Origin of the sequence: Nocardia sp. NPDC019219, from assembly GCF_040632645.1 — a bacterium.
Lineage (GTDB): Bacteria > Actinomycetota > Actinomycetes > Mycobacteriales > Mycobacteriaceae > Nocardia > Nocardia sputorum.
Genome location: NZ_JBEYCG010000021.1, coordinates 88,715 through 114,959, shown reverse-complemented (window position 1 = coordinate 114,959; position 26,245 = coordinate 88,715). Strand labels below are relative to the sequence as shown.

23 protein-coding genes are annotated in these 26,245 nt (G+C 70.6%); 11 read left to right on the top strand and 12 right to left on the bottom strand.

From position 1 onward, the window contains the following. Positions 1 to 58: 58 nt before the first annotated feature. Both ABZ552_RS30585 and ligD read left to right on the top strand, forming a co-directional pair. Complete coding sequence (locus ABZ552_RS30585; RefSeq protein ID WP_281873477.1) at positions 59 to 1,144, top strand: ATP-dependent DNA ligase; 1,086 nt, start codon at positions 59 to 61, stop codon at positions 1,142 to 1,144. Continuing rightward, the gene (ligD, locus tag ABZ552_RS30580; protein WP_281873479.1) at positions 1,141 to 2,142 is read left to right on the top strand and encodes a non-homologous end-joining DNA ligase; all 1,002 of its coding nucleotides are present in this window, start codon (positions 1,141 to 1,143) and stop codon (positions 2,140 to 2,142) included. The genes ABZ552_RS30585 and ligD overlap by 4 nt, the downstream gene beginning before the upstream one ends. 4 nt (positions 2,143 to 2,146) lie before the next feature. Here the strand turns inward: ligD and ABZ552_RS30575 are convergent, their stop codons facing one another. The 3 genes from ABZ552_RS30575 to ABZ552_RS30565 all read right to left on the bottom strand — a co-directional run bounded on the left by ABZ552_RS30575 (position 2,147) and on the right by ABZ552_RS30565 (position 5,134). Beyond that, on the bottom strand, positions 2,147 to 2,905 hold the full coding sequence (locus tag ABZ552_RS30575; RefSeq protein ID WP_281873481.1) for a hypothetical protein: 759 nt from the start codon (positions 2,903 to 2,905) through the stop codon (positions 2,147 to 2,149). A 404-nt stretch (positions 2,906 to 3,309) separates the two neighbouring features. Continuing rightward, complete coding sequence (locus ABZ552_RS30570) at positions 3,310 to 4,005, bottom strand: TetR/AcrR family transcriptional regulator (RefSeq protein WP_281873483.1); 696 nt, start codon at positions 4,003 to 4,005, stop codon at positions 3,310 to 3,312. Continuing rightward, positions 3,989 to 5,134 carry an acyl-CoA dehydrogenase family protein gene (locus ABZ552_RS30565; protein ID WP_281873484.1) on the bottom strand — a complete coding sequence of 382 codons (1,146 nt, stop codon included), beginning with the start codon at positions 5,132 to 5,134 and terminating at the stop codon, positions 3,989 to 3,991. The genes ABZ552_RS30570 and ABZ552_RS30565 overlap by 17 nt, the downstream gene beginning before the upstream one ends. Positions 5,135 to 5,503: 369 nt before the next feature. Between ABZ552_RS30565 and ABZ552_RS30560 the strand changes: the two genes are divergently transcribed. The 3 genes from ABZ552_RS30560 to ABZ552_RS30550 all read left to right on the top strand — a co-directional run bounded on the left by ABZ552_RS30560 (position 5,504) and on the right by ABZ552_RS30550 (position 8,392). Beyond that, entirely contained in the window at positions 5,504 to 6,436 is a 933-nt protein-coding gene (locus ABZ552_RS30560; RefSeq protein ID WP_357441434.1) for an alpha/beta fold hydrolase, read from the top strand. 89 nt (positions 6,437 to 6,525) lie between these two features. Next, complete coding sequence (locus ABZ552_RS30555; protein ID WP_357441433.1) at positions 6,526 to 7,956, top strand: SDR family NAD(P)-dependent oxidoreductase; 1,431 nt, start codon at positions 6,526 to 6,528, stop codon at positions 7,954 to 7,956. Between the two features lie 46 nt (positions 7,957 to 8,002). Further along, entirely contained in the window at positions 8,003 to 8,392 is a 390-nt protein-coding gene (locus ABZ552_RS30550; RefSeq protein WP_281873488.1) for a DUF2784 domain-containing protein, read from the top strand. Between the two features lie 15 nt (positions 8,393 to 8,407). Here the strand turns inward: ABZ552_RS30550 and ABZ552_RS30545 are convergent, their stop codons facing one another. Then, complete coding sequence (locus ABZ552_RS30545) at positions 8,408 to 9,166, bottom strand: alpha/beta fold hydrolase (protein ID WP_357441432.1); 759 nt, start codon at positions 9,164 to 9,166, stop codon at positions 8,408 to 8,410. Between the two features lie 431 nt (positions 9,167 to 9,597). Beyond that, on the bottom strand, positions 9,598 to 10,578 hold the full coding sequence (locus ABZ552_RS30540) for an MBL fold metallo-hydrolase (RefSeq protein WP_281873491.1): 981 nt from the start codon (positions 10,576 to 10,578) through the stop codon (positions 9,598 to 9,600). 83 nt (positions 10,579 to 10,661) lie between these two features. Between ABZ552_RS30540 and ABZ552_RS30535 the strand changes: the two genes are divergently transcribed. Then, positions 10,662 to 11,612: a LysR substrate-binding domain-containing protein gene (locus ABZ552_RS30535; RefSeq protein WP_281873492.1), complete on the top strand. Its 951-nt coding sequence runs from the start codon at positions 10,662 to 10,664 to the stop codon at positions 11,610 to 11,612. On the opposite strand, the gene ABZ552_RS30530 is transcribed toward ABZ552_RS30535, so the two are convergent. Then, positions 11,597 to 12,466: a serine hydrolase gene (locus ABZ552_RS30530; RefSeq protein ID WP_281873494.1), complete on the bottom strand. Its 870-nt coding sequence runs from the start codon at positions 12,464 to 12,466 to the stop codon at positions 11,597 to 11,599. The genes ABZ552_RS30535 and ABZ552_RS30530 overlap by 16 nt on opposite strands. A 66-nt stretch (positions 12,467 to 12,532) precedes the next feature. Further along, complete coding sequence (locus tag ABZ552_RS30525; protein WP_281873496.1) at positions 12,533 to 13,075, bottom strand: hypothetical protein; 543 nt, start codon at positions 13,073 to 13,075, stop codon at positions 12,533 to 12,535. Positions 13,076 to 13,620: 545 nt separating this feature from the next. Between ABZ552_RS30525 and ABZ552_RS30520 the strand changes: the two genes are divergently transcribed. After that, on the top strand, positions 13,621 to 14,961 hold the full coding sequence (locus tag ABZ552_RS30520) for a CoA transferase (RefSeq protein ID WP_281873497.1): 1,341 nt from the start codon (positions 13,621 to 13,623) through the stop codon (positions 14,959 to 14,961). Between the two features lie 75 nt (positions 14,962 to 15,036). Here the strand turns inward: ABZ552_RS30520 and ABZ552_RS30515 are convergent, their stop codons facing one another. Beyond that, positions 15,037 to 15,612, bottom strand: coding sequence for a TetR/AcrR family transcriptional regulator (locus tag ABZ552_RS30515; protein WP_281873498.1), 576 nt, complete (start codon positions 15,610 to 15,612; stop codon positions 15,037 to 15,039). 117 nt (positions 15,613 to 15,729) lie between these two features. On the opposite strand from ABZ552_RS30515, the gene ABZ552_RS30510 reads away from it, so the two are divergent. The 3 genes from ABZ552_RS30510 to ABZ552_RS30500 all read left to right on the top strand — a co-directional run bounded on the left by ABZ552_RS30510 (position 15,730) and on the right by ABZ552_RS30500 (position 19,020). Further along, positions 15,730 to 16,782: a nucleoside hydrolase gene (locus tag ABZ552_RS30510; RefSeq protein WP_357441428.1), complete on the top strand. Its 1,053-nt coding sequence runs from the start codon at positions 15,730 to 15,732 to the stop codon at positions 16,780 to 16,782. Then, positions 16,779 to 17,663, top strand: a complete 885-nt coding sequence (locus ABZ552_RS30505; RefSeq protein WP_357441426.1) for an amidohydrolase family protein — start codon at positions 16,779 to 16,781, stop codon at positions 17,661 to 17,663. Before ABZ552_RS30510 ends, ABZ552_RS30505 begins: the two co-directional genes overlap by 4 nt. Before the next feature lie 451 nt (positions 17,664 to 18,114). After that, positions 18,115 to 19,020, top strand: a complete 906-nt coding sequence (locus tag ABZ552_RS30500) for an endonuclease/exonuclease/phosphatase family protein (protein WP_357441424.1) — start codon at positions 18,115 to 18,117, stop codon at positions 19,018 to 19,020. A 147-nt stretch (positions 19,021 to 19,167) separates the two neighbouring features. Here ABZ552_RS30500 and meaB read toward each other — a convergent pair whose 3' ends face one another. From meaB to ABZ552_RS30485, 3 genes are read right to left on the bottom strand one after another with little or no spacing between them, the layout of a single operon-like run. Further along, a complete protein-coding gene (gene meaB / locus ABZ552_RS30495) occupies positions 19,168 to 20,211 on the bottom strand; it encodes a methylmalonyl Co-A mutase-associated GTPase MeaB (protein WP_281918755.1) in 1,044 nt (347 codons plus the stop codon). Next, positions 20,208 to 22,487 (bottom strand): methylmalonyl-CoA mutase, encoded by a 2,280-nt coding sequence (scpA, locus tag ABZ552_RS30490; RefSeq protein ID WP_281873505.1) that lies wholly within the window; start codon positions 22,485 to 22,487, stop codon positions 20,208 to 20,210. The genes meaB and scpA overlap by 4 nt, the downstream gene beginning before the upstream one ends. After that, entirely contained in the window at positions 22,487 to 24,343 is a 1,857-nt protein-coding gene (locus ABZ552_RS30485) for a methylmalonyl-CoA mutase family protein (protein ID WP_281873507.1), read from the bottom strand. Before ABZ552_RS30485 ends, scpA begins: the two co-directional genes overlap by 1 nt. A 245-nt stretch (positions 24,344 to 24,588) precedes the next feature. Here ABZ552_RS30485 and ABZ552_RS30480 point away from each other — a divergent pair, with 245 nt between their 5' ends. Continuing rightward, positions 24,589 to 25,266: a TVP38/TMEM64 family protein gene (locus tag ABZ552_RS30480; RefSeq protein WP_281881006.1), complete on the top strand. Its 678-nt coding sequence runs from the start codon at positions 24,589 to 24,591 to the stop codon at positions 25,264 to 25,266. Between the two features lie 6 nt (positions 25,267 to 25,272). Here the strand turns inward: ABZ552_RS30480 and ABZ552_RS30475 are convergent, their stop codons facing one another. Further along, positions 25,273 to 26,175 (bottom strand): trypsin-like peptidase domain-containing protein, encoded by a 903-nt coding sequence (locus ABZ552_RS30475; RefSeq protein ID WP_281881008.1) that lies wholly within the window; start codon positions 26,173 to 26,175, stop codon positions 25,273 to 25,275. Positions 26,176 to 26,245: the final 70 nt, after the last annotated feature.

The following is a 26,245-nucleotide window of genomic DNA, read 5'->3' as shown; positions in this document are numbered from 1 at the left end:
TGAGTTCGCTTCGCGCGCGCCGTCGGTATGGGTGAGGATCGAACCCGAGGAGGATCGCGTGGACCTACCGGTGATGCCGCCAGTGCGGCCGATGCTGGCCAAATCCGCGCCCGCGGTGCCCCGCGAGCCGGGCCTGAGCTACGAACCGAAATGGGACGGCTTCCGCTGCATCGTGTTCCGCGACGGCGACGAGGTGGAACTCGGCTCGCGCAACGACCGGCCCTTGACCAGGTATTTTCCCGAGGTCGCCGAGTTGCTGAAGCAGGCGCTGCCCGAGCGCTGCGTCGTGGACGGCGAGATCGTGGTGGTCACCGAGCAGGGCCTGGATTTCGACACCCTGCAGAACCGCCTGCACCCGGCCGCGTCCCGGGTCGCCAAGCTGGCCGCGGAGACGCCGGCCAGTTTCGTCGCCTTCGATCTGCTCGCGCTCGGCGACCAGGACCTCACCGGCGCGCCGTTCACCGAGCGCAGGCGGCTGTTGGAGACGATCCTGGACACCGCGCTCGCGCGCGTCCACCTCACCCCGCTCACCCACGACCCCGACGTGGCCGAGGACTGGTTCACCCGTTTCGAGGGCGCCGGATTCGACGGCGTGATGGTCAAGTCCGACGACCTCGCCTATCTCCAGGACAAGCGGGTCATGCTGAAGGTCAAGCACGAACGCACCGCCGACTGCGTGGTGGCGGGCTTCCGCTGGCACAAGGACGGGGCCGGGGTCGGTTCGCTGCTGCTCGGGCTCTTCGACGACGAGGGCCACCTGCATCACGTCGGCGTGGCCAGCAGTTTCACCGCGGCGCGGCGCACGGAACTGGTCGAGGAACTCGCGCCGCTGCGGGAGAACGCGCTGGACCACCACCCGTGGCGCGACTGGGCCGACGCCGCGGCGCAGGCCGCCGCGGACGGCAAGATGCCCGGCGGCGTCAGCCGCTGGACCGGCGGCAAGGATCTGTCCTGGGAGGCGCTGCGGCCGGAGCTGGTCGCCGAGGTGCGCTACGAGCACGTGCAGTCGGGGCGGCTGCGCCACGGCGGCAGGCTGGTGCGGTTCCGGCCCGACCGGACCCCGGAGTCGTGCACCTACGCGCAGCTCGACGAAGTCGCGCCCGCGGAACTGAGCACGCTGTTCGGCGAAGGCGCGGCGCGATGACCGAGTCCGTCGACATCGAGACCGACGGCCGGACCGTCACGATCAGCAACCCGGGCAAGGTCTATTTCACCAAGCGCGGCGAGACGAAACTCGACCTGGTGCGGTATTACCAGGCGGTCGCCGAACCTTTCCTGAACGTGGTCGGCGGGCGGCCGCTGCTGCTGGAGCGCTACCCCGACGGGGCATCGGGCAAATCCTGGTTCCAGAAGCGGGTGCCGAAATCCGCGCCGCAGTGGCTGCGCACCGTGGAGGTGTCCACGCCCAACGGCACCACCAGCGACGCCCTCGTCGCCCACGATCTCGCCCATATCCTGTGGGCGGTGAACCAGGGGTGCCTCGGATTCCACGTCTGGCCCAACCGGGCCGACAATCTGGAGATCGCCGACGAGCTGCGCATCGACCTCGATCCCTCGCCGGGCATCACCTTCGCCGATCTGCGGCACGCCGCCGTCCGCACCAGGGATCTGCTCGCCGAACTCGGCATCGAATCCTGGATCAAGACTTCCGGCTCCCGCGGCCTGCATCTGTACTCCGCGCTGGAGCCGAAGTGGGACGGCTATCAGGTGCGGGCGGCCGCGGTGGCGCTGGCCCGTGAATTGGAGCGCCGGTATCCGGAGGACATCACCGCGCAGTGGTGGAAGGAAGAACGCGGCAACCGGGTTTTCATCGATTTCAATCAGAACGCCCCGCACAAGACGGTATTCGGGGCCTGGTGCGTGCGGCCGAAGGTCGGCGCGCAGGTGTCGACGCCGATCAGCTGGTCCGATCTGGATTCGGTGGTGCCCGACGAGCTGACCATCGCGACCGTACCCGCCCGCTACGCCGAATCAGGCGACCCGTGGGCCGACCGCGCGCCCCAGTCCATCGCCCCGCTGCTGGAGATGTCCGAACGAGACATGGCGGCCGGCCTCATGGACGCGCCGTGGCCGCCGCAGTATCCGAAGATGCCGAACGAACCGCCCAGAGTGCAGCCGAGCCGCGCCAAGAAGACCGAATAGCGCGCTATTCGGTCCACAACACCCAGGTGCCGCTGCGGCCGCTGAGTTCGCACACCAGGGCTCGGCCGTCGGCGGTGCGTCCGGTCTTCGGCCCGGATGCGTCGCACTTCGAACCCGCCTGCTGCACGGCGGTCGCGACGACGTGCGGTCCCGCCCACTGATAGCCGCCGGAGGTGGTGAGACAGATCAGGGTGCTCCCATCCGCGGCGCTGCCGATCTGGCCGAGCTGCGCCTCGGTGCACGACGAACCTTTCGTGACCGGTCCCTGCGGTGCCGAAGGGGTGGTGGTCACGGCAGGGCTCGGCGCTGCCGCCGTTGTCGTCGCCACCGGACGCTCGACGGTCGTGGGCACGGAGGCGACGGGCGTGGGCGCGATCACGGATTGGCGGTTCATCACGTCCGGCAGCCAATTGCCCGTCAGCAGGACGAACCCCGCCACCGCGGTGATCTCCGCGACGCCCAGCAGCAGCGCGAACATCGCCATGACCCGGCCGCGCGGGTGGCTGAAGGCGATGAAGCCGAACACGATGGCGACCGGGAACAACCCGAGCAGTGCCGCCACCAGGGCGACGATCGCGTACGGATTGACGATGGGCGGGACCTCGACCCGCAGGCGTCCGGTCCGGCGACGGCTCGGCGGCTGCTCGGGCCAGCGCTCGTCCTCGTCGTCCTCCCAGCGGCCGTCGGGCTCCGGCTCCGACCAGCGATCCCCCGGCTGCGCCTGCGGCCAGCGATCCGTATCACGCCGTTCTGCCCGTGTCATTCAGGTTCCCTCTCCACACCAACACACCGCGCAGGAACCTCGGACTGCCCGGACCCGCCCCGATATACCGACACAGAATAGGGCGCGCGACGCGAAAAGTTGATCCGAAGTATCCAATATTTGTGATCGGGCCGTGATAACAAACTCGGCGCAACGCTCGCGGATCTGTTAGCCGAGACGGATGCTGGTCCACAGGCGCCCCTGCGTGACCGCGGCCCTTCGGAGGAGGCGTCATGTCCGATACGGCGACGTCGAGCGGCCGGGACACCCGCACCGGCATGCCAGGGCCGGCGATTTGCTCGGCGACAACTTCGATCTGCCCGGCATCGTGTTGTGCGCGCTCGCGGTGGCGGCGGTGGCCACGGCCGCCACGGTCACGAACCAGGCGGCCTGCGCCCGGTCCGCTACAGCGGCGAGCGGTGATCCGTGGTGTCGGGCCACTGCCTGCTGTCGACCTTGGGCAGCGATTCGGTGACCAGTGTCAGCAACATGTCGCACAGCAGTTCGTGCACCTGCTCGCGGGTGAGCGTGCCGCGGGTGATCCATTCCCGGCCCGCGACCTTGACCAGCCCGCCGTAGGCGCGCACCATCGCGCGCAGTTCGGCGTCGTGTGCCGAATGGGCCAGTCCGACCATCAACAGCAGGCGTTCGGCGGCCGCGTCGTCGGCCGCGTCGAGGATCTGCTGCACCTCCGGATCGTCACCGACCCCTTCGTGGCTGGTCACCTTCACCCAGGTGCTGCCGTGTTCGGCGATGGTGTCCAGCAGCCAGCGCACACTGGCGTCGACACGCTCGCGCCAGGTGCCGGTCGGCACGATCATGTCGTCGAGCTTGGGCAGCGTCACCATGCGCCGCACCACCGCGAGGTAGAGATCGCGCTTGTTGCCGAAATAGTGGTTGATCAGACCGCGGGCCACGCCCGCCCGCTGCGCCAGCTCGGCGGTGGAGACGGCCGCGTACGGGCGTTCGCCGAACATGTCGATCGCGCAGGCGAGGATCTGCGCGCGCCGCTCGTCGGGTTCGAGCCTGCGGCGGCGCGGTAGCGCCGGATCGGCGCCACCGTCCGCGGTCGCGCTGGTGGTGTCAGAGAGACCGGGCAATGAGATCCTTCATCACCTCGTTGCTGCCCGCGAGGATGCGCAGGACGCGGGCGCCGGTGTAGAGCTGGGAAATCGGATACTCCGTCATGTAGCCGTAGCCGCCGAACAATTGCAGGCAGCGGTCAACCACGATACCGAGCTGATCGGTCAGCCAGTACTTCGACATGGCGGCGCTGGGAATATCGAGTTCACCGCGCAGGTGCTTGTCGATGCAGTCGTCGAGGAAGGTGCGGGAGACTTTGGTGATGGTCGCGCACTCGGCGAGCTCGAACTTCGTGTTCTGCATCGCGAACAGCGGCTTGCCGAACGCTTCGCGGCCCTTGGTGTAGTCGACGGTGAGCTGTACGGCCTTCTCCATCATGGCGACCGCGATGATCGCCGTGACCAGGCGCTCCTGCGCGAGCATCTGCATCATCTGGTAGAAGCCCTGGCCCTCGGCGGCGCCGAGCAGGTTGGACGCGGGCACCCGCAGGCCGTCGAAGAACAACTCGGCGGTGTCCTGGGCCTTGCCGCCGATCTTGTCGAGGATGCGTCCGCGCTTGAAGCCGGGGGTGTCGTCGCCGACTTCGGCGAAGATCAGCGAGACGCCGGCCGCGCCCTTGGTCGGGTCGGTCTTGGCGGCGATGATGATGCCGTCGCACAGCCAGCCGTTGGTGATGAAGATCTTCGAGCCGGTGATGACGTACTCGTCGCCCTCGCGCACCGCGCGGGTCTTGATGTTCTGCAGATCCGATCCGGTGCCGGGCTCCGTCATGCCGATCGAGAGCACGATCTCGCCGCCGGCCGCCTTGGGCAGCACGCGCCGCTTGAGTTCCTCGGAGCCGAACTCGTAGAGGTACGGCGCGATGATCGAACTGTGCACGGGGATGCCCATCGATCCGTCACCCGCGCGCGCCTGCTCCTCGATGATCGCGGCCTCGTGCGCGAAGGTACCGCCACCACCGCCGTATTCGGCCGGGATGGCGGGGCACAGCAGGCCGAGTTCACCCGCCCGGTTGTACAGCGCGCGATCGGGGTGCCCCTGGGCGACGAATTTCTCCTCGTGCGGCACGACCTCTTTCTCGAAGAAGGTCTTCGCCAGGTCGCGTACCGCCTCGACCTCGTCGTCACTCCACGCCGCGCGTGCCATCGCTGGATCCTTTGCTCGCTCCGGTCCGGCGCTGTCTGCCGGTTCCGCCCCAGGTTCCCGAACTATTGGCGAGTTGTCAACAAGTGGTCCGCGCCGCTGCCGGAGCCGCCCGGCGCCGAGCCGGATCGCCGGTGCCCGCGTGCGGATTTCGAGGCCCGGACCCAGGGCATCCGGCCGCCCACGGGCTCACTCGGCGGCGGTTCGGCATCCATCTCACGAGCCCGGTGGTGACCTGCGCCATATTCGGGCGTTTTACCTTTCCCTTGATGGGTCAATTCTTCGTACTGTCCGTATCGGAATTAATTACTGACGTCGGGCACGACGGCGACGTGCCATCGGATCGGTAGCCGGAGCGAACGAGGTAAGGACATGGCCGAACTGCTCGACACCACCGAAACGCCCAGCCCGGACCGCACCTGGACGGTCGACCGGGACGGCGCCGAGCTCGCCGTCTACGAATGGGGTGACGCCGCTGCCGACCCGCTGGTACTGGTGCACGGACTCACCGACACCCACCGCGTCTGGTCGACGGTCGCGGCCCTCTTGGCCGACGGCTTCCGGGTCATCACCTACGACGTGCGCGGCCACGGACGTTCGACCGCCCCCGCGGCGGTGTCGGACTACCGCCTGGGCCTGCTCGCGCAGGACTTCTACGCCGTTATCGATGCCGCCAGCCCGGGCAAGCCGGTGCACACGTGCGGCCACGGCTGGGGCGCGGTTCAGCTGTGGGAGGCCGTCTGTGACGAACGGGCCAACACCCGCATCGCCTCGTTCACCGCGATCTCCGGACCGAACCTCGATCATCTCGGCCTGTGGTTGCGTGCGCTGGCCCCCCGGGCCGGGCGCGAACTCCGCGACCTGGGCTGGTGGCTGCACGGCGCGCGCTGGGCGCTGACACCCGGTCCGATCGCCCGCAGGCTCTGTCCCCCGCGGGTGCGCGGGTTGATCGTCCATCGGCTCGGCGGCGTCACACCGCTGCCCGCGCGCGTGGCCCGCACGTGGCGTACCGATCTGGTCGCCGGAGCCCGCGTCGCACACGCCAATCTGCTGCACCATCTGGGCAAACCACGCGTGCGGCGGACGGCCGTCCCGATCCAGTTGCTGGTCGACACCACCGATCCGTTCGTCCCGGCCGCCGTCTACGACGCCTCGGCGCGCTGGGTCGACAAGCTGTGGCGCTGCGCCGTCCCGGGGAATCACTGGTTGCCGATCACCGAGCCGCTGCTGGTCGCCGAGGCGATCGCCAACTTCGTCGACGATCTGCGTGCCGATCGCGCGGCCATCACCCCGCGCAGCAGCTGACCGCGCCTCCCCGCCGGAGCGCGGGGTGGCGGGTTTGCGACAATGGGCCGGTCGTCTGCCCAGCTCGATGAAGGATGTCCCCTGCCGCGATGGCCGAAAGCATGATCGATCCCGAGGATCTCGCGACCTGTCTTCGGGTCCTGGAGCACGTCGGCGCGCTCGACAAGGATCATCCGGATTCGGTGGCCGTCCAGCGCGCGGTCGGGCACATGTTCAAACGGCTCAAGCAGCGCCGCCGCTCCGAAGCGCGCGCGGCGGTCTCGGCCGCCGACCGCGCGGTGGTCGCCGCCACCGCGACCGGCTCGCCGAACCGGATCGATGACGAGACCGCGGGCATTCCGATCAGCTCGACCACGAGCGGAGCCAGCGCGGGCACCCTGATCCGCCCGCGGCCCTGCTACATCTGCAAGCAGCGCTACACCCAGGTCGACGCCTTCTACCACCAGCTGTGCCCGGACTGCGCGGCGAGCAGCCACGCCAAGCGGGACGCCCGCACCGACCTGACCGGACGGCGGGCGCTGCTCACCGGCGGCCGCGCCAAGATCGGTATGTACATCGCGCTGCGGTTGCTGCGCGACGGCGCGCACACCACCATCACCACCCGCTTTCCCAACGACGCCATCCGGCGTTTCGCGGCGATGGACGACAGCGCCGACTGGCTGCACCGGCTGCGCATCGTCGGCATCGATCTGCGCGACCCCGCGCAGGTGGTCGCCTTGGCCGACGACGTCGCCGCGCAGGGCCCGCTGGACATCCTGATCAACAACGCCGCGCAGACGGTGCGCCGCTCCCCCGGCGCCTACAGCGCCCTGGTCGAGGCCGAATCGGGACCGCTGCCCGCGGGCGCGCTGCCGGAGGTGGTCAGTTTCGGCAAGACCATGCAGGCGCACCCCACCGCGCTGACCGCTTCGCTCACCCCCGCGCTGACCGCCGCCGACGTCGCGGAGCTGGCCTTGGTCGCGGGATCTGCGACGCCGGAACGCATCGCGCGCGGCGTGGCGATCGACGCGGGCGGCCTGGTGCCCGACCTCGCGCACACCAACAGCTGGGTGCAGACCGTCGCGGAGGTGGACCCGACCGAACTGCTCGAAGTGCAGCTGTGCAACTCGGTCGCGCCGTTCATCCTCGTCTCGCGCCTGCGTCCGGCGATGTCGGCCGCGCCGGCGCGCCGCAAGTACGTCGTGAACGTCTCTGCCATGGAGGGGCAGTTCTCCCGCGCCTACAAGGGCCCTGGGCATCCGCACACCAACATGGCCAAGGCGGCGCTGAACATGTTGACCCGCACGAGCGCCCGGGAGATGTTCGAGCAGGACGGCATTCTGATGACCGCGGTCGACACCGGCTGGATCACCGACGAACGCCCGCACTACACGAAACTGCGCCTCGCGGAGGAGGGCTTCCACGCGCCGCTGGACCTGGTCGACGGTGCGGCGCGGGTCTACGACCCCATCGTGCAGGGGGAGAACGGCACCGATCTGTTCGGCTGCTTCCTCAAGGACTATCAGCCCTCCCCCTGGTAGCGGCCGGGCCCCGATCCGCCGCGCGCCGGAAGGCTACTCTGGAAGCGTGCTCTACCGGCTGACGGCCGACGCCACCGCCGTCACGCATTTCGCCTTCGTGGCCTACGTGGTGGTCGGCGGGTTCCTGGCGTGGCGCTTCCCGCGCACCATCTGGCTGCACCTGCTCGCGGTCTGCTGGGGTTTCGGCACGATCGTGGTCGGCTTCGACTGCCCGCTCACGTATCTGGAGAATTGGGCGCGCGAGCGCGCCGGGCAGCAGCGGCTACCGTCGACCGGGTTCATCGACCACTACCTCACCGGCGTGATCTACCCCGAGGACGCGCTCGGATTGGTACGGGCGCTGGCGGCAGCGGTGGTGGTGGCGTCCTGGATCGGTTATGCGTGGGCGGTGCGCCGACGGAACGCCCCGGCCGCCGGTGTGCACGCGCCGCACTGACCCGCCGCGGATCCGTCAGACGCCAAGGTGGCGCGCGACGAAACCGGCGACCTCCGCGCCGCGCTCGTCGAGGTAGAAATGCCCGCCGGGGAACGTGGCCCGATCGAATCCGCCGCTGGTGTGCGCGCGCCATCCCTCGGCCTGCTCCGGTCGCATCGTCGGGTCCTCCGTGCCGACCAGCGCCGCGATCTCGGCGCGCAGCGGCTCCCCGGCTCGGTGGCGATAGGTCTCGACCGCTTGGTAATCGGCACGCACGGCGGGCAGCACCAGTTCGGCGAGGCCCGGCTCGGCGCGCAGCAGTTCGAGCGGAGCGGGATCCGAGGCCAGCCGCACCAGGTCATCGATGAGGTCGTCGTCGGAAGCCAGGTGCAGCCGTTGCGTCTCCTCGAATTCCGGTGCGGGACGGCCGGAGACGAACAGCGTGGCCACCGGTTGCCCGGCACGCTCGAGCCGGCGGGCGGTCTCGAACGCCACGGTCGCGCCCATGCTGTGCCCGAACAACGACAGCCGCTCCAGCGGGCCCTGCGCGAGCACCTCGCGGGCGATCCGGTCCGCCAGTGTCACCAGGTCGGCGATCAGATCCTCGCCCACCCGGTCCTGCCGCCCCGGGTACTGCACCGCGAACACCGCGACGCCCGCCCCGAACCGCTGCGCGAGGTCCCGAAAGGCCGTCGCCGATCCTCCGCCGGGCGGAAAGCACAGCAAGTGGTGCCGCACGACCGCCTCGGATCGCAACGTCCGCAACCACGCCGAGTCGGTGATGCCGCCTGCCACGTCCACTCTCCCTTCGCCGCCGCCGTCCCGCCGCGCAGGGCGGACCAGACCACGGTAGTCGGCCGCGGTCGCCAGGTCCGGGCGACCGCCTCAGCCCTCGCACATCAGTCGCGACGATGTGGCCGGGTCGACGCGGCGGCGATGAACTCTCGACGGCGCAACCCGCCGATGATTCGCGGCCGGTTGCGGGCGAGCGAACGCGGTCGGCGCTCGTCCCGGATGTCCAGGGCTCGTAACCGGCCCGGTCCGATGGGGCGGGTTCCTGCTCGGCGGCTCAGTCGAGCCGAAACGCGCGTCCGCATCGGATTCGTAGCTCCCGGCCGGTGGATGGACCGGGCGTTACAGGGCCGAATCGGGATGCGCAGCATGGGTTCGCTGCACTCCGAGCGCACAGCGCCACCGAACGATCGGTGCGCGCGCACCGGGACCGGTCAAGGCGTGAAGGTCTGGAGATGATCCACGGTGACGAAGGTGCTGTGCGGAGCGGCCGCGGCCACCGCCGCCCGCAGCGGCTCGAGGCCGCCCCAGTCGCGAGCGGGTTCGGTGAGCGGGTGATCGAAGTCGTCCCAATGGGTGGGCAGCACGTAGCGCGGGTTCCCGGTGGCGCGCAGCAGGCGCGCGACGTAATCCTGGATCTTGCCGCCTCCGGCGGGCAGCAGCAGCACATCCGGGCGTAATCCCGCCACTTCCGACTCGATGTAGTTCGAGCCGCCGAAGTCCAGCACACTCACCCCACCGCCGCTCACCTCGTAGGCGAGCGTGCCACCCTCGACCAGATCGCGAATCACTCTCGGCTGCGGCAGATTTCCCGTCCCGAGGCCGGGCCGGGTGCCCGCGAAAGCCACCGTGGCACGCGGCCCCGACGCGGAGTGCAGCGAACGCAGCACCCGGATGGTGTACCCGTCGAAGCGGAGGAACTCGCCGCCGGTGGCCAACGCGAGCTGCTGTTCGGGGGCGCCGAGCGCGGCCATCAGGTTCAGGTGCGTCTCGGTGCCGAGCACCGTCGCTCCCGTCTTCTTCGCCAGGTACGGCACGTCGGCGAGATGGTCGTAGTGGCCGTGGGTGACCAGGATGTGATCGGCCCGCAGTTCGCCGCTGTCGACGTAGCGGTCGATCAGCGCGGTGTCCACCGTGATCGGTGTCTGCGGGTCCGCGCCCTCGGCGGTGTAGGTTCCGGTATGGAACCTGGTCAGCCACGGATCGATGAGTACGACCTTGCCTCCGGGCAGGCGGATCTCCCAGCTGTTGTTCCCCCACCACCGCAGCGTCACCCCGCCGGACGACCCACCCGCCGACACCGGTGCCGCCGCCTTCTCGTTCGCGGAATCCTTTGTGCTGCAAGCAACTAGACCTGTAAGTGCGGCCGCACCCGCGGTCGCGCCGAAGAATTCCCGCCGTCCGAAACCTCTCATGCGGGCACCACACCATACGCGCGGCGTCCCTGTCCAAGACCGCAGTTCGCGGTCGGCGATATCGGAACGGATATCGTCGCAGCATGGACCAGCTGCGTCAGCTCCGGTACTTCGTCGCCGTCGCGGAGGAATTGCATTTCGGACGGGCCGCCGAACGCCTCGGCATCGCCCAGCCGCCGCTGAGCCAGCGCATCCGCCGACTCGAGACCGACCTCGGCGCGCGGCTGTTCGACCGCGACAGCCGCCGGGTCGAGCTCACCGAGGCCGGGCAGATCCTGCTCGCGGAGTCGAGGGACCTGCTCGCCCGCTGGGAACGGACGCGAACGCTGGTCGCCAAGGCGCATCGCGGCGAGATGGACGCCGTGCGAATCGGTGTGCCGCCCGAACTGGCCGGGCGAGTGCTCGCCGCGCTGCTCACCGCGTTCGAGACCAGGGACGTCCGGGTCGATCTGCAGGAGCTGACCACCGCCGAGCAGGTCCGGCTGCTCGCCGACCGGCAGCTCGACGCCGGGTTGCTGCAACACCCGGTCGACGTGGTCGGCCTCGAACTCGGGCCGGTGGTGGAGACCCCGCTCGGCGTGGTGCTGCCGCGCGATTCGCCGCTGGCCGCACGGTCGGCCCTCGCACTGGCCGACCTGGCCGGGCACGGCTTGGTGATCTTCCCGCGGGCCGCCGCGCCGGGACTCTACGACGCCACGCTGCGCCGGTGCTGGGAACACGGTTTTCGCCCGACCTCGGTACAGCACGCGCGCAATCCGGAATTCGTCCTCGGGATGGTGCTCTCCGGCCGCGGGGTGGCCTTCGACCAGGGCATGGTGGCGCAGAAAGAACCACGCGTGGTCTGGCGTCCGCTGCCGGAGGGAGCACTGAGCCATCGGCTGTCGCTGGCCTGGCCGGTGGGCGGGGCGCATCCGCTGGTGCGCGAACTGGCCGAACTGGTCGTGACGGTCGTGCAGGGCGACGGCGCGTCCCGGCCGAGCACGGTCGCCGAACCGCGACAACGGCCGTGGAACGTCGTCTACGGCTCGCCGTGAACGATGCGGTCGATCGCCTCGACGGCGGCGGCGCCGATGGCGCGGTCCACCTCCGGCAGCCGCTGCACCAGCGTCGCCGCCCGGGTGAAAACCGCCACGGCGTAACGCTTTCCGTCCGGATACTCGACGACGCCGATCTCGTTGCGTACCCCGGGCAGCGTCCCGGTTTTCGCCCAGACCTGCACCTCCGGCGGGAACGCGGCGGCGAGCCGATACCAGTTCACCTGCTGGCGCATCAGGTCACGGACCCACCGGCACGCCTCGGGCGCACCCGCCTGGTCCCGGGCGATCAGGGTGAGCAGCCGCACCATCTCACGCGGAGTGCTCGCGGTGGTGCGCCGCGGATCCAGCGCCCGGGTGCGCAGCACCTGCCCGGCGCTCAGCGCGGGGAACCGGCGGGCGAACTCGGCCGCGTCGGCGGCGCCGATGTCCTCGGCCATGGATTGCACGATCGCGCGCGGCGGACCAACGACCCGGGTGGCGGCGAGACCCAGTTCGCGCAGCAGGGAGCGCACGTTGTCCAGCCCCACGCGGTCGAACAGCAGGTCGGCGGCGGTGTTGTCACTGACGGTGAGCGCGAGATACGCCGCGTCGCGCAGGCTGAGCTCCACGTCGTCGGCGCAACCCGCGGTGCCGACGCCGCCCAGCCGATCCGCCGCCCCGGCTCGCACCCGGTCGGTCGGGTCCAGTTGTCCCGCCGCCACTTGCCTGGCGAACTCCAGGACCAGCGGCACCTTCACCACCGAGGCCAGCACCACCGGCTCGTCGGCCCGAGCGCCCGCCTCGGCGCCGCAGTCGACACAGCGGGCATGGATCCACCCCTCGACGCCCACCGCCCGGAAGATCTCCTGCACCGATGCAGCATCCCCGGCCCTGGCGGCGCGGGCGGCACCGGGGTCGCCCGGACGGATCCAGGCGGTTCAGGACTCGCCGGGACCGGTCTGCGCGAGCCGCTGTTCGAGTTCGGCCACCCGCCGCCGGTAGTCGGCCAATTCGTCCAGGCGAGAGTACATTTCGTCGGTCAACTGGGCGATGCGGCCGAGATAGCGGTGCGCGGGACGGTCGGCCCAGTAGGCGCCCGCGCGGCCGTATTCCACCGCCCGATCGACGTCCTCGGCCGCGACTCCGGCGGCGGCCGCGTCCGCGGTGGCCGCAACGAGGGCGGCCTCGAGCCGGTCCACGCGCAGTCGCGTCGCCTGGTCGTGACCGGCCGTTCCGAGTGACGCGCGCTCGGCGGCGAGGTCCTGGACCTCGCGCAGGTACCCGGCGTTCTGGGCGTCCTGCACCGCCAGCAACTCGTAGTCGTGTGTGATCGGGGCGCGGCGAACCCGGTCCGGCAGCAGAGCGGCGCGCGGCTGCATGTCGATACCGAAGACCGGAACGCGCTCCCGCGCTGCCCGGTCCTTCTTCGTCCGGGTCACGGGCACCGTGTATTCCGCGCTTCCGGGGTAGACGTCGGTCATCGTCGTTCGACCTCACATATCGTGCCGCCCGGTGTTCCAGTGCGGCCGGCCATGCTCTGCGCCGCCGTCCGCACGCGGCGGACCTGGCCATCGAATCCGCGCCGATCGCTGCGGTGCAGCACGAGGACATCCTCGCCAATTTCTCGGGTCGAGCGCGCGGCACTGTCCTCACTGGCGAGAAGGCTGCTCGGGCAGATAATTTCGCGCTCCGGGATACTCGGATGCGACGCCCCGGATCGTCCTTCGTGACAGGCCGAATCGGGGCGGGATCGTCAGCACTTCATCCGCAATCTCCGCGCGACGGCTCCACGCTCGCGCGGTCACCGCCCGAGCGCCCGCGATCGACCGATCCGGACGAACGCGATCTCCGGCCCGCGATCGCCCGCCGCGGCGAGCCCTGGCGTGCCCGCGCGCGGTCCGCGCTTCGCTCCGCGCCGAATCGGCGCAGGTGACGTCGGGGGACGGCCACACGGCCCGCAGCCGCGGACCGTTCCGCAGGGACCACGACACCCGACTTCTCCAGGCCGGCAACTAGGCTGAAGCGAGTGAACACGCACGCACGGCTCGTCCAGGACTACGAGGCCGGTATCGGTGTCACCGCCTCGCGCATCTCCCCCGCGCCCGATCCGGGTAGCAATCTCGCCGCGACATTACCGGTCTGGGCGCTGGCCGCCGGTTCGGTCGCGGCCCTGACCGCCGCCGCGAATCGCATGCGGACCGCGCGCGGTCTCCACCCGGTGGCACACCGCCTCGATCCGGCTCGCATCACCGCGGCCTTCTCCAGCGAGCGCCTGTTGAGTATCGCCGGCCGCGGGCCGACACCGTTCGCCGACCTCTCCGGATTCTTCCCCACCTTCGACGGATGGGTTCGCACGCACGCGAACTATCCGCACCACCGGGCCCGGCTGTTCGCCACGCTCGGCCTGCCCGACTCCGCGCCGGTCGATCTCCTCGTCGCCCAGATGGCCATGATCCGCGCCTCCGACCTGGAGGAGCGGGCCGCCGCGCAGGGCGCCATCGCCGTCCGAGTCCGCACCGAGGAGGAATGGGCCGCCAGCCCGGAGGGCCAGGCCGCGGCGTCCGGTCCGTTGGTCGCGATCGACGACCGCGCCGATCGCGGAGAGACCGGATTGCCCGCGGGCGCGACGCCACTGCAGCCGCTGCGGGGACTGCGCGTTCTCGATCTGACCAGGGTGATCGCGGGACCGGTCGCGACGCGGGCGCTGGCGTTGCTCGGCGCCGAGGTGCTGCGCGTCGACCCGCCGCAGCTGCCCGAGATCCCCTGGCAATTCGCCGACACCTGTCAGGGCAAACGATCGACCTTGGTCGACCTCCGCACCCGCGGCATCGATGATCTGGTCGCCGCCGCCGACGTGCTGATCACCGGGTACCGGCCGGGCGCGCTCGAACGCGCGGGAGTGCGGGCGGCCGCCCGTCCCGGGCTGATCCACGGGCGGGTGTCCGCATGGGGTGAAGCCGGTCCGTGGGGTGAGCGCCGCGGCTTCGACAGCATCGTGCAGGCCGCGTCCGGCATATCGACCATCGAGGGTGCGCCGTCCGTGCCGGGGGCATTGCCCGCGCAGGCACTGGATCACGCGTCGGGTTACCTCCTCGCCGCGGGCGTGATCGATGCCCTGGTCGCGCGCGCCGGCGACGGCGTCGGGCGGGACGTGCGGGTGGCTCTGGCCCGTACCGCCTCCTGGCTGCTCGACGCGCCGGACCGCACACCACGGCACGGCAAGGCCGCGGCGCCGAGCCCGGCGCAGGCGGTCCGCCACGGCCAGGTCGTCACCGCGCCGCCCGTGCTCGCCGAGTACCCGGACTACGCCTGGCCCGCGCCCGCCTACGGCGCGGACCGTCCGGCCTGGCCCCTGCCGACGCACTGACCGTCACGCCGGGACGCCGGGAGAATCTCCAGCGGCGTCCCGCGCTTCATCCCCCGGTGAGCTGTCGAGCGAGCACTAACCCTCGGTCCCGGCGAGCGCGGCGACCGCCTGCGCCAGGCGGTCGCCGTCCGGGAGGTCCGCCTCCGGAGCGACGGTCTGCAAGACGCCGAGACCCTGCACGAGCACGAAATACAGTTCGGCGATCGCCTCCGCCTGGTCGTCACTCAGCCGGGGATGCGCTTGCCGCAGCGCGTCCGCCATGTCCCGGTAGGCGCCGGGCAGGCTCTGGGCGAAGAATCGCTGCGACTCCGGCGAGCGCGCCACGCGCACCAGGTTCTCCAGGCTCGCCAGCATGCTGTCGCGGTTGTCGGTGAACACCGCGGGCATGCCGTTCCACATCGCGGCGAACGCCGCCAGCGGCGCGACACCGCTGCCCTCGCGGATCTTCGCCTCCATGCTGTCGCCGATCGCGGTACCGAGGGAGTCGGCCAGGGCCTCGGTGATCAGCTGATCCTTGGAGCCGAAGTGGTACCCGATCGCCGCCAGGCTCACGCCCGCCGCCGAGGCGATGTCGCGGGCGGTCGCCTTGGCGATGCCACGCTCGACGATCACTTTCCGTGCTCCCGCCAGCAGATCCTCGCGATTTCCCATGACCACAGGCTACAACGTCTCAGACAAATGTACTAGACGTATGTCCTACACGCTGCGACCACCGAGCTATCGGCACCTCGCCGTCGCCCCGGCATCCCGGCTCGCTAGTCTCGTGCCGTGCGGCAGAAGATCATCCTGGACGTCGACACCGGCATCGACGACTCCCTAGCGCTGCTGTACCTGCTCGGCTCGCCCGAGGCCGAGATCGCGGGCATCGCCGCCACGGCGGGCAACGTCGCGGCAGCACAGGTAGCGGCGAACAACCTCGCCTGGCTGGACGTCTGCCGCGCACCGGAGATCGAAGTGGCGCTCGGCGCCGCGGATCCCTTGGCCATCCCGCTGCGCACCACGGAGGACACGCACGGACCCCAGGGCATCGGATACGCCGAGCTCCCCACGTCGGCACGCCGTCTCTCCGCGCGATCGGCCGCGCGGATGTGGGCCGAGCTGGTGCGCGCGCATCCCGGCGAGATCGTCGGGCTGTGCACCGGACCGCTGACCAATCTCGCCCTCGCCCTGCGGATCGAACCGGAGCTGCCGCTGCTGCTGAAGCGTTTGGTCATCATGGGCGGGGCATTCAATCATCCGGGCAACACCACGCCGACCAACGAATGGAACGTGCACGTCGACCCGGAGGCCGCCAAGGAAGTCTTCGACGCGTTCGCCGCCGCACCCGCACAACGCAGGCCGATCGTCTGCGCGCTGGACATCACCGAGACCATCGAGATGCGGCCGGAGCATCTGGCGCGCCTGGCCGAGCGGGCGAAAAGCTTCCCGGTGGAGGTCGTCTCGCCGGACGATCCGCCCGGAACCCGCTCGGGCGCCGGCAATCCGATCGTCCGGCATGTCACCGATGCCGTGCGGTTCTATTTCGATTTCCATCACGCCTACGACCTGGGCTACCTGGCCCACATGCACGATCCGTTCGCGGCCGCGGTCGCGCTGGACCCGGCGCTGGCCCGCACCCGCCCGGCGACGGTGGACGTGGAGTTGGCGGGCACCATCACCCGCGCGACCACGGTCGCGGACTGGGCGGGCATGTGGGGGCGGGAACCGAATGCCGACATCGTGATCGGCACCGACCCTGAGCTGTTCTTCGAACGACTGATCACCCGGGTCGGCGACTTCGCGCGAGCCGTGCACCCGCCCGTGGCACAGGGGGTCCGGTGACCGGCGCCGACGACGCGACCTATCTGTCCGCCTTCCGTGCCGGGCTCGGGCTGCCCGGCATCATCGACGTCCACACCCATTTCATGCCCGACCAGGTGATGCGGAAAGTGTGGGCGTACTTCGACGCGGCCGGACCGCTGATCGGCCGCAGCTGGCCGATCACCTACCGCGCCGACGCGCAGGTGCGGTTGAAGACCTTGCGGGACTTCGGTGTTCGCGCGTTCACCGCTCTGGTGTATCCCCACAAACCGGACATGGCCGCGTGGCTCAACGAATGGACCGCCGATTTCGCCGCCCGCACCCCGGACTGCCTGCACACCGCCACGTTCTTCCCCGAGCCGCAGGCGGCGGACTATGTCCGGGAGGCCGTCGAGCGTGGAGCCCGCGTCTTCAAGGCGCACGTTCAAGTCGGCGGCTACCATCCGGGCGACCCGCTGCTGGACCCGGTGTGGGGCCTGCTGGAGGACGCGCGCGTTCCGATCGTCATCCATTGCGGTTCCGGCCCGGCGCCCGGAACGTACACCGGCCCGGAGCCGATCGCCGGTGTGCTGCGGCGCTTTCCGCGGCTGCGCCTGATCGTCGCGCACATGGGCACGCCCGAATACTCCGAATTCCTCGATCTCGCCGAGGAATACCCCGAGGTGCGGCTGGACACCACGATGGTGTGGACCGATTTCTCCGAGGCCGACGCCCCGTTTCCGGCGCACGAGCACGGCCGGCTGCAAGCCTTCGCCGACCGCATCCTGTTCGGCAGCGACTTCCCGAACATTCCCCACTCTTATGGTCATTCGATCGAAGCGCTCGAACGACTCGATCTCGGTGACGACTGGTTGCGCCGGGTCTGCCACGACAACGCCGCGGAGCTGTTCGGCCTCCGGTGACCGGTCCGGTGCGGGATGCCTCGACTCCGAACCGCGCGCACCGTTGCGCCAACCGCTCCGGCTCGCACGAGCTGCGCTCCCACGAGATCCTCCATATCGGCCTCGCAGAACGTGATCTGATCCGCGCAAGCCCTGGACGATCGCGCGCAGTCCGAATCCGGCGTTTCGCGCGGGGTCGCGCCACCGGCCACCCCGGCACGGTCGAGCCGGCGGTTCCCCTGACGACCAGGCGACGCACCCGGGCACGGCCTGAGCGACCAGCACCGCGGTGCGCGGGCATTTTCGCGCCCCGGGCGCAGGTCCGGCCGCGACACCACCCACCGCCTCGGAGCGGCTCACCGGCCGGAACACCCGCCCGACCGTCGCATGTAATGTGCGGCCGGTGTATTCGCGCGCGCTGTCGAAACCGGTTCGAGCCGGGGTGTATCTGCTCGCATGGATTGCGGTCCTCGTGGCAGCCATCGGCGTCACCTTGCACTACACCGGCTCCTCGGCTCGGGTGCTGGTGCTGGCGGCTTCGGTGGCGCCGTATCTGATGGGCTCCGCGCTGGTGGCGGCGGTGACTTTCCTCGCGATGCGGCACTGGAGCGGTGTGGCGGTGGCGGTCGTCGTCCTGGCGACCGGGATCTGGACCCAAGCGCCGCTGTACGTCGGGCACTCCGGCCACGAGGACGGACCAACGATCACGGTGATGCAGGCCAATCTGCTCTTCGACGGAGCCGATCCGGCGGCGCTGATCGAGCAGCTGCGCGCGCGAGACGTCACCGTGCTCACCGTCGAGGAACTCACGCCCGCGGCGATCGAGGATCTCGGCCGGGCGGGCATCGACCGGTTGCTGCCGTACCGGTACCTCTCCCCGGGGAGGACGGCGGCCGGCACCGGCATCTGGAGCCGCCATCCCTTGTCGGAGACCGCCGAGTACGACGGCTACGTGCTGAACCAGCTCTCGGCGACCACCGACATCCCGGGCATCGGGCCGGTCGCGGTCTACGCCTTCCATCCGGTGCCGCCGGTGTACGGCACGCAGGTCTGGGCCGACGAATTGTCCCGCCTGCGGACGATTCTCGAACGATCACCCGCCGATCGACCGGCGATCGTGGGCGGAGACTTCAACGCGACCTACGATCACCGGCAGTTCCGCGCGCTGCTCTCCGGCCGCTTCGCCGACGCCGCCGAGCAGGCCGGGGCAGGACATCTGGTCACCTATCCGACCGACAAGCGCTGGCCACCTCTCGTCGGCATCGACCACATCCTCGTCGCGGCCGGTCACGCGGTCGCGGCGGAGACCGTAAGCCTCCCGGGAGCGGATCACCGCGCGCTGGTAGCGCAGGTCGGTTTGCACCGCGAGCAGCAGTAAGGCGCAGCGGGCCGACCGGATCCGAAACCGCCGCGGGCCCGCTGCTCGAACGCGTCGCGAAGAGTCGAAGTGTCCGGCGGGCGCGGCGAGGCCCCGCGAGCACGCTGCCGCACGGCGCGGCGTTCGCCTGCGGCGGTGACGCCCGCGTCAGCGTCCGTCGAAGGCGCGCAGCAGTTCCTCGGCGGCGAGCGCGGCGGTGAGGGTGCCGTCGCGAACCTGCTTCTCTACCTGCGCCCGAATGGCTTTCACCTGCGGGTTGTCCGCCAGCCTGCGCAGCAGCTGGTCGTGCACCATGGTCCAGGTCCAGTCGACCTGCTGCCGACGGCGCTTCTCGGCGAACTCGCCGGCGTCGGTGAGCACGCGGCGGTGCTCGAGCACCGTGTCCCAGAACCGGTCCAGCCCGACGCCTTCCAGACCGCTCATGGTCAGCACCGGCGGACGCCACAGCGCGTCGTGCGGATGGATCAGACGCAGCGCACCCGCGAGTTCCCTCGCGGCGGACCGGGCCTCGACCTCGTGTTTGCCGTCGGCCTTGTTCACCGCGACCAGGTCGGCGAGTTCGAGCACGCCTTTCTTGATGCCTTGCAGCTGGTCACCGGTCCGGGCCAGGGTCAGGAAGCAGAACACGTCGACCATGTTCGCGACGGTGACCTCCGATTGCCCCACCCCGACGGTCTCCACGAGGATGACGTCGTAGCCCGCCGCTTCCAGCAGCACGATGGTCTCGCGCGTCGCCTTGGCCACGCCGCCGAGCGTGCCCGCCGTGGGCGAAGGCCGGATGTAGGCGTCGCGTTGCACCGACAGCCGCGCCATCCTGGTCTTGTCGCCGAGGATCGAGCCGCCGGTTCTGGTCGAGGACGGGTCCACCGCCAGCACCGCGACGCGGTGCCCCTGCCCGATCAGGTACATGCCCAGCGCGTCGATGAAGGTCGACTTGCCGACGCCGGGAACGCCCGTGATGCCGACGCGGTTGGAGGGCGCGCTGCCCGCGCCCGCCTCCGGCGAGACCTTCAGCAGCAGTCGCTGCGCCAGCGCCCGGTGATCGGCCCTGGTCGACTCGACCAACGTGATCGCCCGCGCCAAGGCGGCCCGCTCGTTGGCGCGGACCGCCGCGGCGAGGGCGTCGACGTCGACGGTCCGGCGCGCGGCCGCCGCAGGGGTGGCACGCGCCGTGGAACCCGCTTCGCTCATTCCGTCGCGGCGGAATCCGCGGCGCCGCTGCCGAGTTCGTGGCCGAGTTCGGCGCCGAGCTTCTTCAGCAGGTCGATCGCCGCGTCCGCGATCACCGTTCCGGGCGGGAAGATCGCCGCCGCGCCCGCCTGATAGAGCTCGTCGAAGTCACCGGGCGGGATCACGCCGCCGACGATGACCATGATGTCGGGACGCCCGACATCGGCCAGCGCCTGCCGCAGGGCGGGCACCAGCGTGAGGTGGCCCGCCGCCAGCGACGACACACCGACGACGTGCACGTCGTTGTCGGCCGCCTGCTGCGCCACCTCTTCCGGGGTCTGGAACAGCGGGCCCACGTCGACGTCGAAGCCGAGGTCGGCGAAGGCCGTGGCGATCACCTTCTGGCCCCGGTCGTGGCCGTCCTGACCCATCTTCGCGACGAGGATGCGCGGCCTGCGGCCCTCGGCCTCGGCGAATTCTTCGACCAGTTCGCTCGCCTTGGTGATGTTGGTGACCTTCCCTGCCTCGTCGCGGTACACACCGGAGAGCGTACGGATCTCCGCCTGGTGCCGTCCGTACACCTGCTCCAGCGCGTCGGAGATCTCGCCGACGGTGGCCTTGGCCCTGGCCGCGTCGATGGCCAGCGCGAGCAAGTTGTTCGCCATGCCGCCCTCGGAAGAGGCCGCCGCACGGGTCAATTCGGCCAGCGCCCGGCGCACCGCGTCGGGGTCGCGCTCGGCGCGCAGGCGTTGCAGCTTCTCGATCTGCTCGGCGCGCACCCGCGAGTTCTCGACCTTGAGGACCTCGACCTGCTGGTCCTCCTCGACCTGGTACTTGTTGACGCCGATCACCGGCTGCTGGCCGGTGTCGATGCGCGCCTGGGTGCGCGCCGCGGCTTCCTCGATGCGCAGTTTCGGGATGCCCTCGCCGATCGCCTGCGCCATGCCGCCGTGCGCCTCGACCTCGGCGATGTGCGCGCGGGCGCGGTTGGCCAGCTGGTGGGTCAGCCACTCGACGTAGTAGGAGCCGCCCCACGGGTCGATCGGGCGGGTGGTGTTGGACTCCTGCTGGATCAGCAGCTGGGTGTTGCGGGCGATGCGCGCGGAGAAGTCCGTGGGCAGCGCCAGCGCCTCGTCGAGCGCGTTGGTGTGCAGCGACTGCGTGTGGCCCTGGGTGGCGGCCATCGCCTCGATGCAGGTGCGCGCGACGTTGTTGTAGGCGTCCTGCGCGGTCAGCGACCAACCGGAGGTCTGCGAGTGGGTGCGCAGCGACAGCGATTTCGCGCTCTTCGGGTTGAACTTCGCGACCAGCTCGCTCCACAGCAGACGCCCCGCGCGCAGCTTGGCGACCTCCATGAAGAAATTCATGCCGATCGCCCAGAAGAACGACAGCCGCGGCGCGAACTTGTCGACCTCCATGCCCGCGTCGATGCCGGCGCGGATGTACTCGACGCCGTCGGCGAGGGTGTAGGCCAGCTCCAGGTCGGCGGTCGCGCCGGCCTCCTGGATGTGGTAGCCGGAGATGGAGATCGAGTTGAACTTCGGCATCTTCGCGCTGGTGTAGGCGAAGATGTCGGAGATGATCCGCATCGAGGGCTTCGGCGGGTAGATGTAGGTGTTGCGGACCATGAACTCCTTCAGAATGTCGTTCTGAATGGTTCCGGCCAGCTGCTCGGGCGCGACACCCTGCTCCTCGGCGGCGACGACGTACAGCGCCAGGATCGGCAGCACCGCGCCGTTCATCGTCATCGAGACGCTGACCTGGTCCAGCGGGATGTGGTCGAACAGCTGGCGCATGTCCAGGATGGAGTCGATGGCCACGCCCGCCATGCCGACGTCACCTTGCACCCGCGGATGATCGGAGTCGTAGCCGCGGTGGGTCGCCAGGTCGAACGCGACCGACAGGCCCTTCTGGCCCGCCTGCAGATTGCGCCGGTAGAAGGCGTTCGAATCCGCGGCGGTGGAGAAGCCGGCGTACTGGCGGATGGTCCACGGCTGGTTGACGTACATCGTGGGGTACGGCCCGCGCACGAACGGCGCGACGCCGGGCACGCTGTCCAGCGGATACCCTTCGGCCGCGACCGCGTCCCGATCCGCCTTGGTGAACACCGGCGGCACGTCGATGCCTTCGGGCGTCGACCACACCAGCTGCTCGGGTGCGTACCGGTTGGCCGCCGCGGCCGCGCGCAGATACTCCGTCACCTGCGCCGCGTCGACGGCGGCGGGCTCCGGCGCCCGTTCGGCCAGCGGCACGTCGGCGAAACTGCCGATCACGTGCTTGATCTCACGAGTAGTCATCAGGCTCCCACCTTCTCCAGCAGGCCGGACAGCGCGGCGACGGCGTCGATGCGCGCGGCGAGGAATCCGTCCGGGCGCTGCGCGTCGTCCAGATCGGCGACGGCTTTCGCCGAGCCGGCCAGCAGCACCGTCGCCACGCCCGCGGCACGCAGTCGCTCCACCGCCGCACCGGCTTCGGATCCGTAGCGCGTATCCGATCCGCACAGCACCGCGATCGGCGCCCCGGCGTCGGTGGCCGTCGCGGCGATCGCGTCGACCGTGAGCGGTCCGGGATTGATCGACTCGATGCCGCCGGAAGCCAGCAGGTTCGCGATGAAGGTGACCCGGACGTTGTGCTCGGCCACCGAGCCGAGCGGCACCAGCAGCGCTTTCGGCCGCGTCCCGTGTGCGGCGAGGTAGGCGTCGGAGCGGTTGCGCAGCTCCTCGAACGCGGCGCCGTAGCGGGCGACCCGTCCGGACTGACGCGCCGCCTCCGAGAGCGGCTGCTCGGCCAGGTTCGGGAATTCGTTCACGCCGGTGACGGCCGTCTTGCGGTGCGCGACATCGGCGTCGCGGGCGGTCTTCGTCTCGGCGACGCGCTCGGCGAGCAGCCCGGACTCCAGCGCGGCGAGGTAACCACCCGCCGCCTCGATCTCCTGGAGGAATTCCCACGCCTTCGCCGCCAGCGCGGCGGTGAGGTCCTCGACGTACCAGGAGCCCGCACCCGGGTCCAGCACGTGGCCGAGATGCGATTCCTCGAGCAGCAGCAGCTGGGTGTTGCGGGCCATGCGGTCGGCGAACGACTTCGAGACGCCGAGTTCGCCGGGCGGCAGGGCGGAGTCGAACGGCAGCACGGTCACGGTGTCGGCGCCCCCGATGCCCGCGCCGAAGGCGGCGAGCGTGGTGCGCAGCATGTTCACCCAGGGATCGCGCTGACTCATCATGGCGGCCGAGGTGACGGCGTGCTGCGGCGCGCCGCCGAAATCCGGTGCGCCGCAGACCTGCGCGACCCGAGCCCACAGCTGCCTGGCGGCGCGGAACTTCGCGATGGTGGCGAACTGGTCGTCGGTGGCCGCGAAACGGAATTCCAGCTGGCTCAGCGCGTCGGCGAGATCCAGGCTCTCGGTCAGCGACCGCAGGTAGGCCAGGCCCGCGGCGACGGCCGCGCCCAGTTCCTGGGTGTCGGACGCGCCCGCGTCGTGGAAGACGGTGCCGTCCACGGTGATCGCGCGAACTGTTTCCGGCCGCCCCGCCGCCCGTCCGGCCAGCGCGACCGCCTCGGTGAGACCGATATCGGACAGATCGGCGAAACGGCTGGTCAAGGGGGCGGCACCCAAGGCGATCCAGATGTCCTCGCGAGCCGGTGCGGCGTAGCCGTCGAGCACCGCGAACACTTGCGCGGCCGCGTCGGCGACGTCGCCGCCCGCATCCAGCGTGAGCGGGGCCAATTCGAACAGCAGGCCGTTCAGCGCGGCGGGCAGGTCCGGCACCGGCACACCGCGTTCGCCCGCGCCGAGCCAGACGGCGCTGATCCCGTTCTCCAGTCCGGCCAGGATCTCCCGGTTGGCCGCGGCGGCGTCGCGCTGGGCGACCTGCGCGCTGACGAACCAGCCCCGGTGCACGTCCCGGGTGGCGTCCCGGCCACGCACGAAGGGAAAGGTTCCCGGCAGCGGCTGTTCCGGCAGCTCGTCGCGCCGAGTGTAGAGCGGGGCGATGGTCAGCCCGTCATAGGTGGTCTCGTCGAGCAGTCGCTCGGGCTCCTCGGGAAGTTCGCTGACCTCGACGCGGCGAGTCTTCGCCAGCACCCCGGCAACGCCCTTGCGCCATGCACCGTATTCGGGCACCGGGTCGGCCCCGGGATCTGAAGCAATCGGCATAGCTTGCTGTTCCTCTTCCTCACCACGGGCGCACCGCCAGTGCGCGCCCGATACCCTCACATTCGCCCAGCTCAGCGACTACTTCGGTTAACGGGCATTCGTCCCGCTTCCACTGATGCTAGCGGGCGCATTCCCAGCCGTTGACCCTGCCCGCCACTACCAACCGGTAACCTGTCGCGGTGATCGACCGCAGCACCGAGGGGCCCGAGGCAGCCGAGCGCAGGCGCGGCGGCGTCTCGGCCAGGCTGATCCGTGACCCGCGTTTCGTCGCGCTGCTCGTCGGCGCGGTGGCCTTGTTCGGCACGGCCCTGCTGATTCCGCTGCCCTCTCCCCGCCAGGTGCAGGAGTGGGCGACGTCGGTCGGCCCGGTCTTCCCGCTGGTGTTCTTCGTGGTGCACGCTCTGGTGACGGTGGCGCCGATTCCCCGCACCGTTTTCACCGTCAGCGCGGGGCTGCTGTTCGGCCCGCTGCTGGGCATCACGCTGGCGGTGAGTGCGACGACCGTGAGCGCGGTGCTGGCGATCCTGCTCGTGCGCGCACTGGACCGCGAGCAGGTCGCCGCCCGGCTCACCCATCCCGCGGTGCGCGCGATCGATGAGCGTCTCGCGCGCCGGGGCTGGCTGGCGGTCGGCTCACTCCGGCTCATCGCGGCGGTGCCGTTCTCGGTGATCAATTACTGTTGCGGGCTGTCCTCGATCCGGTTCTGGCCCTACCTCATCGCCACGGTGCTCGGCGTGCTGCCCGGCACGATCGGCACCGTCGTTCTCGGCGACGCGCTCACCGGCACGACCCATCCGGCGATGCTGGCGCTGTCCGGCGTCTGCCTGGCCATCGGCCTGGCGGGTCTGGTCGTCGACGCACGCTGGAGGACGGCACCGCCCGCCCCGGTGGGCATCCCCGAGCCCGTCCGGGCCGCCGACTGACGACGCTCAGTCGGCCACCAGTTCCACCGGAACCGCGATCACGTCCACCATCGCCCCGTTGCGCAGCACCGTGACGGGCAGCTGCACGCCGATCGCCTCGGCGAACAGCTGCCGTTGGATGCCCTGGGCGTCCCGCACTTCCGACCGCGCCACGCTCAGGACCAGATCACCGCGGCGCAGGCCCGCTTCCTCGGCGGGGCCGCCGCGGATCACCTCGACGATGCGCACCCCGGCCGCCTGCCCGGTCCGCGCGGCGACCGGCTCGGGCAGCGGCGCGGGCACGCCGACCAGGCCCAGGTACGCGCGCCGCACCCGTCCCTCGGTGTGCAGCGTGCCGATGATCCGGCGCGTCGTCGCGTTGATCGGGATGGCCAGGCCGAGACCGATCCCGGCGACCGCGGTGTTGATGCCGACCACCCGGCCCGCCGAATCCGACAGGGCACCGCCGGAATTACCCGGATTGAGCGCCGCATCGGTTTGGATCACGTCTTCGATCACCCGCCCGGCGCGGCGCGACGCCACCGGAACCGCCCGTCCGAGCGCGCTGACCACGCCCGCGGTGACCGAGCCCGCCAGACCGAGCGGACTGCCGACCGCCACCACCAGCTGGCCGACCACCAATCGATCGGCGTCCCCGAGCGGCACCGCGTCCGGCGCGCCGTCGCGGGCGCGCAGCACCGCCAGATCCGACAGCGGATCCACCCCGATCACCTGGAATCGGGATTCCACCCCGTCGGCGAAGACCACCTCGCCCTCCCGCGCCGCGCCGAGGACGTGCGCGTTGGTGAGCAGGAATCCGTCGTCGGTGAAGACCACCGCCGATCCGCTCCCCCGCCTGGTCCGCACACTCGCGACGTGCGGCGTCACCGACGCCGCCACCGCGATCACCGTGCGGGAGTAGGCATCCATCGCGGCGTTGTCCACGCCGACCACCACCCTGTTCGCCGGAATCGCACTACTGCGTCCAGGATGCCCCCGC